15 protein-coding genes are annotated in these 12,170 nt (G+C 70.7%); 5 read left to right on the top strand and 10 right to left on the bottom strand.

The genetic code is table 11. The features are described 5' to 3' along the window. Positions 1–4 precede the first annotated feature (4 nt). The 7 genes from acpP to GAK38_RS14105 all read right to left on the bottom strand — a co-directional run bounded on the left by acpP (position 5) and on the right by GAK38_RS14105 (position 5,245). The gene (gene acpP / locus GAK38_RS14135; protein WP_003058049.1) at positions 5–244 is read right to left on the bottom strand and encodes an acyl carrier protein; all 240 of its coding nucleotides are present in this window, start codon (positions 242–244) and stop codon (positions 5–7) included. A 125-nt stretch (positions 245–369) separates the two neighbouring features. Then, entirely contained in the window at positions 370–1,137 is a 768-nt protein-coding gene (gene fabG / locus GAK38_RS14130; protein WP_325345137.1) for a 3-oxoacyl-ACP reductase FabG, read from the bottom strand. Positions 1,138–1,146: 9 nt separating this feature from the next. Then, positions 1,147–2,106 (bottom strand): ACP S-malonyltransferase, encoded by a 960-nt coding sequence (gene fabD, locus GAK38_RS14125; RefSeq protein WP_325345135.1) that lies wholly within the window; start codon positions 2,104–2,106, stop codon positions 1,147–1,149. Between the two features lie 74 nt (positions 2,107–2,180). Continuing rightward, a complete protein-coding gene (locus tag GAK38_RS14120; RefSeq protein WP_325345133.1) occupies positions 2,181–3,158 on the bottom strand; it encodes a beta-ketoacyl-ACP synthase III in 978 nt (325 codons plus the stop codon). Then, positions 3,158–4,219 carry a phosphate acyltransferase PlsX gene (gene plsX, locus GAK38_RS14115; RefSeq protein WP_325345131.1) on the bottom strand — a complete coding sequence of 354 codons (1,062 nt, stop codon included), beginning with the start codon at positions 4,217–4,219 and terminating at the stop codon, positions 3,158–3,160. The genes GAK38_RS14120 and plsX overlap by 1 nt, the downstream gene beginning before the upstream one ends. Before the next feature lie 112 nt (positions 4,220–4,331). Further along, positions 4,332–4,514 carry a 50S ribosomal protein L32 gene (gene rpmF, locus GAK38_RS14110; RefSeq protein ID WP_325345129.1) on the bottom strand — a complete coding sequence of 61 codons (183 nt, stop codon included), beginning with the start codon at positions 4,512–4,514 and terminating at the stop codon, positions 4,332–4,334. 173 nt (positions 4,515–4,687) lie between these two features. Then, positions 4,688–5,245 (bottom strand): YceD family protein, encoded by a 558-nt coding sequence (locus GAK38_RS14105; protein ID WP_325345127.1) that lies wholly within the window; start codon positions 5,243–5,245, stop codon positions 4,688–4,690. A 38-nt stretch (positions 5,246–5,283) separates the two neighbouring features. Here GAK38_RS14105 and GAK38_RS14100 point away from each other — a divergent pair, with 38 nt between their 5' ends. The 5 genes from GAK38_RS14100 (at position 5,284) to GAK38_RS14080 (ending at position 8,798) form a co-directional block, all read left to right on the top strand. Further along, entirely contained in the window at positions 5,284–5,883 is a 600-nt protein-coding gene (locus GAK38_RS14100) for a Maf family nucleotide pyrophosphatase (protein ID WP_325345126.1), read from the top strand. 63 nt (positions 5,884–5,946) lie between these two features. After that, complete coding sequence (locus GAK38_RS14095; protein WP_325345125.1) at positions 5,947–6,729, top strand: SAM-dependent methyltransferase; 783 nt, start codon at positions 5,947–5,949, stop codon at positions 6,727–6,729. Beyond that, complete coding sequence (locus tag GAK38_RS14090; protein WP_325345123.1) at positions 6,726–7,874, top strand: MFS transporter; 1,149 nt, start codon at positions 6,726–6,728, stop codon at positions 7,872–7,874. The genes GAK38_RS14095 and GAK38_RS14090 overlap by 4 nt, the downstream gene beginning before the upstream one ends. Before the next feature lie 259 nt (positions 7,875–8,133). After that, positions 8,134–8,388, top strand: coding sequence for an AbrB/MazE/SpoVT family DNA-binding domain-containing protein (locus GAK38_RS14085; protein WP_325345121.1), 255 nt, complete (start codon positions 8,134–8,136; stop codon positions 8,386–8,388). After that, positions 8,385–8,798 (top strand): PIN domain-containing protein, encoded by a 414-nt coding sequence (locus tag GAK38_RS14080; RefSeq protein WP_325345119.1) that lies wholly within the window; start codon positions 8,385–8,387, stop codon positions 8,796–8,798. Before GAK38_RS14085 ends, GAK38_RS14080 begins: the two co-directional genes overlap by 4 nt. A gap of 177 nt (positions 8,799–8,975) precedes the next feature. On the opposite strand, the gene GAK38_RS14075 is transcribed toward GAK38_RS14080, so the two are convergent. From GAK38_RS14075 to GAK38_RS14065, 3 genes are all read right to left on the bottom strand, one after another. After that, positions 8,976–10,040, bottom strand: a complete 1,065-nt coding sequence (locus GAK38_RS14075) for a S49 family peptidase (protein ID WP_325345117.1) — start codon at positions 10,038–10,040, stop codon at positions 8,976–8,978. 129 nt (positions 10,041–10,169) lie between these two features. Then, complete coding sequence (locus tag GAK38_RS14070) at positions 10,170–10,835, bottom strand: HAD-IA family hydrolase (RefSeq protein ID WP_325345115.1); 666 nt, start codon at positions 10,833–10,835, stop codon at positions 10,170–10,172. Then, positions 10,828–11,877, bottom strand: a complete 1,050-nt coding sequence (locus GAK38_RS14065) for an RluA family pseudouridine synthase (protein WP_325345113.1) — start codon at positions 11,875–11,877, stop codon at positions 10,828–10,830. The genes GAK38_RS14070 and GAK38_RS14065 overlap by 8 nt, the downstream gene beginning before the upstream one ends. Positions 11,878–12,170: the final 293 nt, after the last annotated feature.

Here is a 12,170-nt window from a genome sequence, read left to right as displayed (position 1 = left end):
CGCCTCAGGCCTTCTGGTGCGTGTTCGCGTAGTCGATCGCGTTCTGCACCGTGGTGATCTTCTCGGCGTCCTCGTCGGGGATCTCGATGCCGAACTCGTCTTCCAGAGCCATCACCAGTTCCACGGTGTCGAGCGAGTCGGCGCCGAGGTCGGCCACGAAGGCCTTTTCATTGGTGACCTGGGACTCTTCGACGCCGAGTTGTTCGGCAATGATCTTTTTGACGCGTGCTTCGATATCGCTCATGGTTTCCCTCTGGGGGTTGTGAATGAATCCGCGATTCTAGCCGGGCGGGCATGACGCCCCAACCCGGCCGGCCGTGCGGACGGAACGGTCGAGCACCGGCCCTGCTGAGGGGCCGGCGCTCTGTTTTACATGTACATGCCGCCGTTGACGTGCAGTTCCTGCCCCGTCACGTAGCCGGCCTGCGGCGATGCGAGGTAGGCCACGGCGTGGGCGATGTCCGACGGCTTGCCCAGGTGGCCCAGCGCGATCTGGCCCAGCAGGGCCTTCTGCTGCTCCTCGGGCAGGCTGGCGGTCATGTCGGTCTCGATGAAGCCGGGGGCCACGCAGTTGACGGTGATGTTGCGGCTGCCCAGTTCGCGCGCCAGGGCGCGGGTGAGGCCGGCCACGCCGGCCTTGGCGGCGGCGTAGTTGGACTGGCCGGGGTTGCCGGAGGCGCCCACCACGCTGGTGATGCTGAGGATGCGGCCGTAGCGCTGCTTCATCATCGGACGGATGACGGCGCGGGAGAGGCGGAAGACGGCACGCAGGTTGGTGTCGAGCACGGCATCCCAGTCGTCGTCCTTGAGGCGCATGGCCAGGTTGTCGCGGGTGATGCCGGCGTTGTTGACCAGCACCTGCAGCGCACCGTGCTCCTTGACGATGGCGTCGACCAGCGCGTCCGAAGCCGCAGCATCGGTCACGTCGAGCCTGGCGCCGCGGCTGCGGGAGTTCGCGTGGAGTGCACCGGCGGCCGCCAGCGCCTGGGTGATGCGCCCGGCACCCTCGTCGGTGGTGGCGGTGCCGATCACGGTCAGGCCGCGGCGGGCCAGTTCGAGCGCGATGGATGCGCCAATGCCGCGCGAGGCGCCGGTGACCAGCGCGATCTGGCCTTCGAATGCGGGGACGTTGCTCATGGTGTGTTTCTATTCCAGGCCCAGGGTCTTCTTCACTTCGGCGAGGCTGGCCGGATCGAACAGCGGCAGGCCGGTCAGCTCGGCGTCGATGCGGCGGGTCAGGCCTGCCAGCACCTTGCCCGGGCCGGCCTCGACGAGGGTGCCGATGCCGCGGGCCTTGATGGCCTGCACGCCCTCGACCCAGCGCACCGGGCCGAAGGCCTGGCGGTAGAGCGCGTCGCGGATGCGGGCCGGCTCGGTCTCGACGGCCACGTCGATGTTGTTGACCACCGGGATCCGCGGCGTGGCGAAGGCGACCGCCTCCAGCTTCTCGCGCAGCCGGTCGGCGGCCGGGCGCATCAGACTCGAATGGAAGGGCGCAGACACCGGCAGCGGCAGCGCGCGCTTGGCGCCCGCGGCCTTGAGCGCCTCGCTGGCGCGCTCGACGGCGGCCTTGCTGCCGGCGATGACGGTCTGCGCCGGATCGTTGAAGTTGACGGCCTCGACGACTTCGTCGCCGCCGAGCTCGGCCGTCACCTCGGCGGCGATGGCGCGCACGCGCCCGGCGTCCAGGCCCAGGCTGGCGGCCATCGCGCCCTGCCCGACCGGCACGGCTTCCTGCATGGCGGCGGCGCGGAAGCGCACCAGCGGCGCGGCGTCGGTCAGCGTGAGCACGCCCGAAGCGACGAGCGCGGAATACTCCCCAAGAGAATGCCCTGCCAGCGCGCTTGGCACGGGCGCTCCCGAAGCAATCCATACCCTGTATGCAGCAACACCGGCGACGAGCATGACCGGCTGGGTGTTGGTCGTGAGCGCGAGCGTTTCCTTCGGACCTTCGTGGATCAGTCTGGCGACGTCTTCGCCGAGCGCGTCGGAGGCTTCGCGCAGCGTCTCGGCGACGACCGGATGGTCGCCCCAGGCGTCGAGCATGCCAACCGACTGGGAGCCCTGGCCGGGGAATACGAAAGCGAATGCAGGCGTGGCGGTCATGGGAAAACTCAGGTTGGAACGGCCCGGCGCGCGCTGCACCGGGCGGGCGGTGACGGGTTCAGGCGGCGTGCCACCTACAGATCGAGCAGCACCGCGCCCCAGGTGAAGCCGCCGCCCACGCCTTCGAGCAGCAGCGTGTCGCCCGGCCTGGCGCGGCCGCCGCGCACGGCGGCGTCCAGCGCGAGCGGGATCGAGGCGGCGGACGTGTTGCCGTGCTGGTCGACGGTGACGAAGAGCTTCTCGGCCGGCAGCTTGAGCTTGCGGGCCGTGCTCTGCATGATGCGCAGGTTGGCCTGGTGCGGGATCAGCAGGTCGATGTCGGCATCGGTGCGGCCGGCCTTCTCCAGCGTGGCGCGCGCGGCCTTCTCCAGCACGCCGACGGCGAGCTTGAAGACGGCCTGGCCGTCCATCTTGAGCAGCGGGTCGCCGAGCACGCGGCCGCCCGAGACGTTGCCGGGCACGCAGAGGATGCCGACGTGCCTGCCGTCGGCATGCAGGTCGGTCGCGAGGATGCCCGGCGTGTCGCTGGCTTGCAGCACCACGGCGCCGGCGCCATCGCCGAACAGCACGCAGGTGGTGCGGTCGTCGAAGTCGAGGATGCGCGAGAACACTTCGGAACCCACGACCAGCGCCCGGCTGGCGGTGCCGGCCTGGATCATCGCGTCGGCCACGGCCAGCGCGTAGACGAAGCCGCTGCACACGGCCTGCACGTCGAACGCCGGGCAGCCGTTGGCGCCGAGCTTGTCCTGCAGGATGCAGGCGGTCGAGGGGAACACCATGTCGGGTGTGCTGGTCGCCACGATGATCAGGTCGATCTGCTGCGGCGCGACGCCGGCGGCTTCGAGCGCGGCGCGCGAGGCTTCGAGCGCCAGGTCGCTGCTGGCGACCTCGGGCGCGGCGAAGTGGCGGGCGCGGATGCCGGTGCGCTCGGTGATCCAGGCGTCGGACGTCTCGATGCCGCGGCTGGCGAGGTCGGCGGCGAGGTCGTCGTTGGTCAGGCGGCGCGGCGGCAGGTAGCTGCCGGTGCCGGTGATGCGGGAGTAGCGTCTCATCAAATCGTTGTTGCCGTCGCCGCCGCCTCCGGCGGGCGGGCAGTCGCCGCGGGCACCAGGAGGGGTGCGGCGTGGGCGATGCGGGCCTGGACGCGGTCGAGCAGGTGGTTGCGGGCCGCATCATACGCGCGCATCAATGCCTGCTCGAAGGCCACTTCGTCGGCCGAGCCGTGGCTCTTGAACACCAGGCCGCGCAGGCCGAGCAGCGCCGCGCCGTTGTAGCGGCGGTAGTCGATGCGGTTCTTGATGGCCGACAGCACCGGCCAGGTGATGGCTGCGGCGATCTTCGTGAGGAAGTTGCGCGAGAACTCCTGGCGCAGGAAGCCCGCGATCATGCCGGCCAGCCCCTCGCTGGTCTTGAGCGCCACGTTGCCGACGAAGCCGTCGCAGACCACGAGGTCGGTCGTGCCCTCGAAGATGTCGTTGCCCTCCACGTTGCCGTGGAAGTTCAGATCGCCGGCCGCGGCGGCAGCGCGCAGCAGTTCGCCGGCGCGCTTGATGACTTCGTTGCCCTTGATGACCTCCTCGCCGATGTTGAGCAGACCCACGGTCGGGTTGCGGTCGTCGTTGGCCAGGGCCGCGACCAGGGCCGAGCCCATGACGGCGAACTGCAGCAGGTGGTGCTCGGTGCAGTCCACGTTGGCGCCCAGGTCGAGCACGGTCGTGGCCTTGCCCCGGGCGTTGGGCAGCGGGTAGGCGATGGCCGGGCGGTCGATGCCGTCGAGCGTCTTGAGCAGGTAGCGGGCGATGGCCATCAGCGCGCCGGTGTTGCCGGCGGAGACGGCCACGTCGGCCGCGCCGTCCTTGACCTGCTGGATCGCCACGCGCATGGACGAATCCTTCTTGCGCCGCAGGGCGACCTCGACCGCGTCGTCCATGACCACCACCTCGGTGGCCTCGACCACGCGGGCGCGCGGATGCGCCAGGCCCTGCAGGTCGGCGGGACGGCCGACGAGCAGCAGCGAGGCATCCGGGTGGTGCTCGAGGAACGCGCGGCAGGCCGCGAGCGTGACGCGGGGGCCGTGGTCTCCCCCCATGCAGTCGACTGCCAGTGTGGTCATGCGGAAGGCGGGAGCGGCAAAGGAGCGAGCGAGTCGATCATCCAAAACGAAAGGCCCGTGCTACCAGTGATGTAGCGCCGGGCCTCCGGTCTGCGCTGCAAGGCGCGAAGGATCAGGCTTCGGACTTGTTCTTCAGCACCTGGCGGCCACGGTAGAAACCGTTGGGGCTGACGTGGTGGCGCAGGTGCACTTCACCGGTGGTGGGCTCCACGGCGATGCCGGGCACATTCAGTGCGTTGTGCGAGCGGTGGTGGCCGCGCTTGGACGGGGACTTCTTGTTTTGCTGAACTGCCATGGTCGGCTCCTGGAATGGGTCGCTACGAACGCCACGGCCGGGCCGTGACGCGGATGGATGAAAACACGCTTCGGCCCCGTCATTCAGACACTGGCGGGGCTGCAGGCCCCCTGGGTTCAACGCGCGAAGCCCTCGATTCTAACCCAACGTCATGGGCGAGCAAACACCTCGCGTCAGGAACCGCTGTCCTTCCTGCCGCGCAGCGCGGCCAGGCCGGCGAACGGATGGGGCTGCTCGGCCTCGGCCTGGGCAAAGTCCGCATCCTCGACCGAGAGCCTGACCGGCACCGGGCAGACGTCGTGGCGCGGCACGGCCGGCAGGTCCAGAATCAGCTCGTCCTCGATCAGGTCGAGCAGGTTGAATTCGCGCGAGAGCACCAGCAGTTCGTCGTCGGTGTCGTCGTCCTCGGCCAGGGCCTGCTCCTCGGTGGCGACGAAGCGGAAGTCGCGGTCGATCACGACCGGCACATCGACCGGACCCAGGCAGCGTTGGCAGGTCAGCGGCAGCACGGCCTCGACATGCAGGCGCAGCCAGGATTCGGGCTCGCCGCCGGTCACCGGCAGCGACCGGCCGGCGGCGCTCCAGCGCACCGGCTGCGGATCGGCGCTGGACTCCAGGTCTTCGGCCAGGCGGGTGAAACGGGCCAGCGGCGCCACGCCCTCGGCATGGCGGCCGTTGCGGATGAAGGCCTGGATGTCCAGGCGGACGGGATCGGTCTCGGAGGCACTCATCCCGTTCAGTGTACGGCGGCAGCGGCGAGAATCGGCGAATGACCGCAACGCTCCCCCCGAATCGCCCGCTGGTGCTGGGCTCGACCTCGCGCTACCGCCGCGAGCTGCTGGCCCGCCTCGGCCTGCCCTTCGACGTCGCCGGCCCGGAGGTCGACGAAACCCCCGCGCCCGGCGAGGCGCCCGCCGCCCTGGCCGCGCGGCTGGCACTGGCCAAGGCGCATGCCGTGGCGGCGCGCTTTCCCGAGGCGATAGTGATCGGCTCCGACCAGGTGGCCGACCTCGACGGCGAGCCCCTGGGCAAACCGGGCACGCACGCACGCGCCGTGGCGCAACTGCGCCGCATGCGCGGCCAAACCGTCGTGTTCCAGACCGCCGTGGCTGTCGTCTGCCATGCCACCGGCTTCGCGGCGCAGGATCTGGCCGCCGTGCGGGTGCGCTTGCGCGACCTGGGCGACGACGCGATCGAGCGCTACCTGCGCGCCGAACAGCCTTACGACTGCGCCGGCAGCGCCAAGAGCGAGGGCCTGGGCATCGCCCTGCTCGACGCGATCGACAACGACGACCCGACCGCGCTGATCGGCCTGCCGCTGATCCGCACCTGCCGGCTGCTGCGGCAGGCCGGGATCGACCTGCTCTGAATATACCCCCCACCTGAGTTCCTGAAGCGCGCGTATTTTGCCGGCTACCGGCCTATACCCCCCATGACCCAATCCGACCCTCCGCACGGCAGGCTCCTTCTCGTTCCCGCGCCGCTCGACTTCGGCTGTGCCGCGCAGGCGCCGCTGGCCGACGCCCTGCCCGACGCCACCCTGCGCACGGCGGCCCGGCTGACCCACTGGATCGCCGAGAACGCCAGGACCACCCGCGCCTATTTAAAGCGCATCGACGCGCTGCTCCCGCTGGCCGCGCCGATCCAGGAGCAGCAGATCACCGAGCTGCCGCGCGCCGTGCACAAGAAGGGCGACCACCAGGCCGGCAGCTTCGACGCCCGGCCGCTGCTCGCCCCGGCGCTGGCCGGCCACGACGTCGGCCTGGTCAGCGAAGCCGGCATGCCGGCCGTGGCCGACCCCGGCGCCTCGGTGGTGCGCGCCGCACACGACCTGGGGCTGGCCGTCGTGCCGCTGGTCGGCCCGGTCTCGCTGCTGCTGGCGCTGGCCGCGAGCGGGCTCAACGGGCAGGAATTCGCCTTCGTCGGCTACCTGCCGCAGGACGCAGCCGAGCGCGCCGCGCGCATCCGCGCACTCGAATCGATGGCGCTCAAGACCGGCCAGACCCAGCTCTTCATCGAGACGCCCTACCGCAATGCCGCGCTGCTGGCGGCGCTGCTCGGCACGCTCCAGCACAACACCCGCCTCGCGGTGAGCCACGGCCTGACGCTGCCGACCGCGGCGACGCGCAGCGCCACCGTCAAGGACTGGAAGCGCGACGCCGCCGCCGGCGCGCCCGACAACGCGACACCGGCGGTGTTCGCCATCGGACGATGAGCGAATCCATGCGGGACCGCGCCGCCACCCACGCGGCGCGGGCGCAGTTCTTCTGCGTCGGATTCGCCTTCGCCACCTGGGGCGTGCACATACCCACCGTGCGGGCGCGCTACGGCCTGGACGAAGCCGGCCTCGGCATCGCGCTGCTGGCCGCGGGGGTCGGCTCGCTGGCCGGGCTGACGCAGGCCGGCCGCGCGATCGGCCGCTGGGGGCCGCGCGCGGTCATCGTTGCCGGCGCCGCCGGCATGTGCCTGGGCCTCGCGCTGCTGCTGGCGATGCCGGGCACCGCGGCGCTGTTCGGGCTGCTGGTGCTGTTCGGCGCAGCCAACGGGCTGATCGACGTGGCCGTCAACGCCGAGGCGTCGGCGCTCGAAGAGCGGCGCGGCCGCCCGCTGATGAGCGGCATCCACGGCATGTTCAGCATCGGCGGCATGGCCGGCGCGCTGGCCGGCGGCGTGCTGCTGCGGTGGCCGCAGGCGCATCTGGCCGGCGTGGCCGCGGTGCTGCTGCTGGCGATGGGCCTGGTCGCCCGGCACCTGCTGCCGCCGGTCGAACACGCCGGCGACGAAGCCGCCGCACACGGATTCCACCTGCCGCGCGGCGCGCTTCTGCTGCTCGGCGGCCTGGCCGGCCTGGGCCTGATCGCCGAGGGCGCGATGTACGACTGGAGCGTGTTGTATCGGCACCAGGAACTCGGCAGCCCGCAGGAGCAGGCCGCGCTCGCCTATGCGAGCTTCTCGGCCGCGATGGCGCTGACCCGCTTCGTCGGCGACCCAGTCCGTGCGCGCGTGGCGCCGGCCACGCTGCTGCGGGGCAGCGCGGCGCTGGCGGCCGCGGCGATGGCCGTGCTGCTGCTGGTCAGCCATCCGTGGGTGGCGCGGGCCGGCTTTGCGCTGGTGGGCGTGGGTTTCGCCAACGTGGTGCCGGTGCTGTTCGCCGCGGCATCGAAGGTGCCGGGCGTGCCGCCGGCGCACGGCATCGCCCAGGTCGCGTCGCTGGGCTATCTGGGCTTCATGACCGGGCCGCCGGTCATCGGCTTCGTGGCACATGCCACGTCGCTGGCGACCGGGCTGTGGCTGGTGGTGCTGTTCGCGGTGGTGCTGGCGGCGACGGCGCGGCGGGCGCTGGCGCCGCCGCGCGGCTGAACTGCCGGGCCTTCGGGCGGATACAAGCCTCCTGCCACCATCCCTCCCCACTTCCACCAGGGCAGCAGGGGATGCGAGGGCTCCGACGATCAACACCAGCATCAGCTCGCTGACGGCGGCGTGCGGAATACGTGGCGTATCTCGGCACCAGAGCGCGCGCGGCGAAGCCGATGACGGCGGCCGGCCCCGCTGGAGCATGGGGTTCGCCCTACAGGATATACAATTTTCTTTCCGTATATCCAGAAGGAGTCCGCTATCTATGAAAGTCGCCAAGTGGGGCAACAGCCTAGCCGTGCGCCTGCCCGCCTCCGTGGTGCAGGCCCTGCAGCTGAAGGACGGGGACGACATCGCCCTGCATGTCGCAGGCACGCGATCGCTGTCTGTGGAGAAGAAGCCCGACGTCGAGGAACTGTGGGCGCGCGTGCGCGCGATGCGCGGCCTGATGCCTGCGGACTTCAAGTTCGACCGCGCAGAAGCCAATGCGCGCGATCCCTCTCTCCACGACGAGCCATGACGGGCTCGCCGTTCTTCGACAGCAACACCTTGCTGCATCTGGTGTCGAACGACACCGCGAAGGCCGACCGGGCCAATACCCTGCTGCGGGCGGGCGGCATCGTGAGCGTCCAGGTGCTCAACGAAGTCGTCAACGTCTCGACCCGCAAGTTCCGCGCAAGCTGGCCGCAGACGGATACCTTGCTGGCGCTGGTGCGCGCGAACTGCGAGGTGGTGCCTTTGACCGAAGCCACCCACGACCTGGGCCGCCAGCTGGCCGAGCGGCACCGGCTCCAGGTCTATGACGCGATGGTCGTGGCCGCCGCGCTGCTGGCCGATGCGGACACGCTCTACAGCGAGGACATGCACGACGGCCTGCGGGTGCGGGGCCAGCTGACCCTGCGCAACCCATTCCGCGCACAGCCGCATTGACCGGCGCGGACGGGGGCATGCGGGCGCGAGCAGCTGCCGGAGGCCGCGCGCACCTTGTCGAAGCTGGCCCGGAAGCCGCCGGGTTCGAGCCCGGCGCGGGTCAGGACGTCCACCAGCATACTCCCTACCCTGCGACTTCCAGGCGCCCGCTCTGCGCGGGGCTCAAGGTCATACCCCCTAGTGGATGATCGGCAGACTGCGCAGGGCGCGCAGCGAGCCCTCGCCCATTGCGGCGCCGAACTTCTTGGCCAGGCGCTCGGCCACGTTGTCGCGGCGGGTGTAGTCGACGATCTCCTCGGCCTTGACGACTTCGCGCGCGACGTAGTCGACGTTGCCCAGGTGGTCGGCCAGGCCCATCTCCACCGCCTGCTGGCCGGTCCAGAACAGGCCGCTGAAGAGTTCGGGCGTTTCCTTCAGGCGCGCGCCGCGGCCCTTTTTGACCACATCGATGAACTGCCGGTGGATCTGGCCGAGCATGGTCAGCGCGTACTGGCGCTGCTGCTCGTTCTGCGGCGAGAACGGGTCGAGGAAGCCCTTGTTCTCGCCGGCGGTGAGCAGGCGGCGCTCAATGCCGAGCTTGTCCATCACGCCGGTGAAGCCGAAGCCGTCCATCAGCACGCCGATGCTGCCGACGATGCTGGCCTTGTCGACGAAGATCTGGTCGGCCGCCGAGGCGATGTAGTAGGCCGCCGAGGTGCAGGACTCCTCCACCACTGCGTAGACCGGCTTCTTGTACTTGGCCTTTAAGCGCACGATCTCGTCGTTGATGATGCCCGCCTGCACCGGGCTGCCGCCGGGCGAGTTGATGAGCAGCACGACGGCCTGGGCGCCCGAGTCCTCGACGGCGGTGCGCATGGCGGCCACGACGAATTCGGCGCTGGCCTCGGCGCCCGAGGCGATCTCGCCCTTGACGTCGATCACGGCGGTGTGGGCCGTGGTCTTGTCGGTGGCTGGCGCAGTGCGGCCCAGCACGGCCCAGGCGACGATGGCCAGGAAGACCAGCCAGCCCAGGCGCACCGTGTTGCGCCAGCGGCGCGCGGCGCGCTGCTCGGCCAGCGCGGCGAAGGCGAGCTTTTCGAGCGTGGCGCGCTCCCACGCGCCGTCGCGGGCGGCTGCGGCGGCGGCCTCTGCACGCGGGCCGGCGGAGGCCCGGCCGGCGTCGGGCACGGCAGCGTCCTCGGCCCAGATGTCGGGCGGCTGCGGTTCGTGGTGGGGGGGTTCGGGAGGCGTCGGTGTGGTCATGGCAGGCGCGGCCGCAGGCCGCACGGTCGAAAACGGATGGAAGGCGGCCTTCGGCCGCAACCATGGGCAGTATGCCAGCGACATGCAGGCCGCAAGCGGCCGATGGCGTGGATGCTCCTTGGCGTACGCTCAGCCGTTGTCGCGCAGCCACGCATGCAGCTCAGCCACCGAATGCACGACGGCCAACGGCGCATAGGCATGGAAGGCATCGGGCTCGTGCGCGCCGTAGCTCACGCCGACGCTCGGGCTGCCGGCGCTGGCGGCCATCTGCAGGTCGTGGGTGGTGTCGCCGACCATCAGCAGCCGCCCGGGCGCGACGCCGAACTCGGCCTGCAGTTCCTGGAGCATCAGCGGATGCGGCTTGCCGGCCGTCTCGTCGGCGGTGCGCGAGCCGTCGAAGGCACCGCGCAGCTCGACCGAGCCGAGCACTTCGTTCAAGCCGCGCCGGCTTTTTCCCGTGGCCACGGCCAGCAGGTAGCCGCGGGCCTTGAGGTCGCCCAGCAGCGGCAGCACGCCGGGAAACAGGCTCAGGTCGTCCTGGTGGCGCGCGTAGTGGAAGCGGTAGCGCTGGCCGAGCTGCGGGTACTTCTCGGGCGGCACGTCGGGCGCCGCATGGGCCAGCGCCTGGTGCAGGCTCATGCCGATCACGTAGGCGGCGGCGCGCTCGGTCGGCACGGCGCCGCCGACGTCGCGCACCGCCTCCTGGATGCAGCGCACGATGATGCCGGTGGAGTCGTAGAGCGTGCCGTCCCAGTCGAAGGCGATGAGGTCGAAACGGCGCGGGGTATCAGCCATGGGCAGGAAGGAATCGCTGGAGTTCGTCGGGCAGCGCGGCTTCGAGCGCGATGCGCTCGCCGCTGCGGGGATGGTTGAACTGTAGCCGCCAGGCATGCAGGAACATGCGGCGCAGGCCCTGCTGCGCCAGCGTGCGGTTGAGCGCGAAGTCGCCGTACTTGTCGTCGCCCGCGATCGGATGGCTGCAGGAGGCGAGGTGCACCCGGATCTGGTGGGTGCGGCCGGTCTTGATCGTCACCTCCAGCAGCGACAGCGCCGGCAGGCCCCGCGCCGCGTCGGCGGCGAAGGTCGAGCGCACCCGCACCAGTGTGATGGAGCGCATGCCGTCGGGGTCGTCGGGCGTGGTGGTGCGCACGCGGCGCTCGCCGTCGGGCAGCAGGTACTTGTGCAGCGGCGTGTCGATCACCTTGCGCTTGGCCGGCCAGGCGCCGCTGACCAGGGCCAGGTAGGTCTTGCCGGTCTCGCGCTCGCGGAACTGGTCCTGCAGATGGGTGAGCGCCGAGCGCTTCTTGGCCACCAGCAGGATGCCCGAGGTCTCGCGGTCGAGCCGGTGCACCAGTTCGAGGAACTTTGCTGCCGGCCGGGCACGGCGCAGCTGCTCGATCACGCCCGAGCTCACGCCGCTGCCGCCGTGCACCGCCGTGCCGGCGGGCTTGTCGAGCGCGATCAGCACCTCGTCTTCGCGCAGCAGCGGGAACTCGCGCGCCGGCGCGTTCGCGGCCGCGTTGCCGGCCGGCCGCTCGGCCACGCGCACCGGCGGCACGCGCACCACGTCGCCTTCGGCCAGCCGGCTGTCGGCCGCGGCGCGGGCCTTGTTGATGCGGACTTCGCCGCTGCGGATGATGCGGTAGACATGCGTCTTGGGCACGCCCTTCAATTCGCGCAACAGGAAGTTGTCGAGCCGCTGGCCGGCGGAGTTCTCGTCGGCGACGACGCTGCGGACGGCCGGGGCCGACCCCGCCGTTCCTGCCGAAACACCCCCGCCTTCGGCTGGGGTATACGGCCCTTCGGGCGGCCGTGCGGAACGCGGGCGTTTGTTCATAAGCGCTAACTGGTATGACTAGGGTCGTGGCAAACTTCGGCCCTATGAAAGATGAGCAAGTGCAATTGGCCGAGGACTGGTGGGGCCTGGACGAACTGGAGTCAGGCCGACCGGAATGGGAAGTCGTCGAGCACCTGCTTCCAGCGGGGTGGGAGCAGGCTTCGCGCGGGGGCTGTCAGTATTTCTGTGTGTGAGGCGGTTGGTGAACTGGTTTCTGGCTGTTGATCTATCAGGCCCCTGCCAGGCCGCCGGAGGCCCCCCCGGTTGGCCCATGGACCCATGGCTCAGCCCCT

Origin of the sequence: Xylophilus sp. (genome assembly GCA_009914555.1) — a bacterium.
In the GTDB taxonomy this organism is placed as follows: Bacteria; Pseudomonadota; Gammaproteobacteria; order Burkholderiales; family Burkholderiaceae_C; genus WNDY01.
Note: the sequence above shows the minus strand (reverse complement) of the source record. Positions and strands in the feature narration are given on the sequence as shown.

What these genes read in the sequence shown, in the direction of transcription:
- GAK38_RS14070 (WP_325345115.1), bottom strand. Translation starts at nt 10,835, where the DNA reads ATGGCTGATACCCCGCGCCGTTTCGACCTCATCGCCTTCGACTGGGAC.
- GAK38_RS14080 (WP_325345119.1), top strand. Translation starts at nt 8,385, where the DNA reads ATGACGGGCTCGCCGTTCTTCGACAGCAACACCTTGCTGCATCTGGTG.
- plsX (WP_325345131.1), bottom strand. Translation starts at nt 4,219, where the DNA reads ATGACCACACTGGCAGTCGACTGCATGGGGGGAGACCACGGCCCCCGC.
- acpP (WP_003058049.1), bottom strand. Translation starts at nt 244, where the DNA reads ATGAGCGATATCGAAGCACGCGTCAAAAAGATCATTGCCGAACAACTC.
- GAK38_RS14105 (WP_325345127.1), bottom strand. Translation starts at nt 5,245, where the DNA reads ATGAGTGCCTCCGAGACCGATCCCGTCCGCCTGGACATCCAGGCCTTC.
- GAK38_RS14095 (WP_325345125.1), top strand. Translation starts at nt 5,947, where the DNA reads ATGACCCAATCCGACCCTCCGCACGGCAGGCTCCTTCTCGTTCCCGCG.
- GAK38_RS14065 (WP_325345113.1), bottom strand. Translation starts at nt 11,877, where the DNA reads ATGAACAAACGCCCGCGTTCCGCACGGCCGCCCGAAGGGCCGTATACC.
- GAK38_RS14120 (WP_325345133.1), bottom strand. Translation starts at nt 3,158, where the DNA reads ATGAGACGCTACTCCCGCATCACCGGCACCGGCAGCTACCTGCCGCCG.
- GAK38_RS14085 (WP_325345121.1), top strand. Translation starts at nt 8,134, where the DNA reads ATGAAAGTCGCCAAGTGGGGCAACAGCCTAGCCGTGCGCCTGCCCGCC.
- GAK38_RS14100 (WP_325345126.1), top strand. Translation starts at nt 5,284, where the DNA reads ATGACCGCAACGCTCCCCCCGAATCGCCCGCTGGTGCTGGGCTCGACC.
- GAK38_RS14075 (WP_325345117.1), bottom strand. Translation starts at nt 10,040, where the DNA reads ATGACCACACCGACGCCTCCCGAACCCCCCCACCACGAACCGCAGCCG.
- fabD (WP_325345135.1), bottom strand. Translation starts at nt 2,106, where the DNA reads ATGACCGCCACGCCTGCATTCGCTTTCGTATTCCCCGGCCAGGGCTCC.
- GAK38_RS14090 (WP_325345123.1), top strand. Translation starts at nt 6,726, where the DNA reads ATGAGCGAATCCATGCGGGACCGCGCCGCCACCCACGCGGCGCGGGCG.
- rpmF (WP_325345129.1), bottom strand. Translation starts at nt 4,514, where the DNA reads ATGGCAGTTCAGCAAAACAAGAAGTCCCCGTCCAAGCGCGGCCACCAC.
- fabG (WP_325345137.1), bottom strand. Translation starts at nt 1,137, where the DNA reads ATGAGCAACGTCCCCGCATTCGAAGGCCAGATCGCGCTGGTCACCGGC.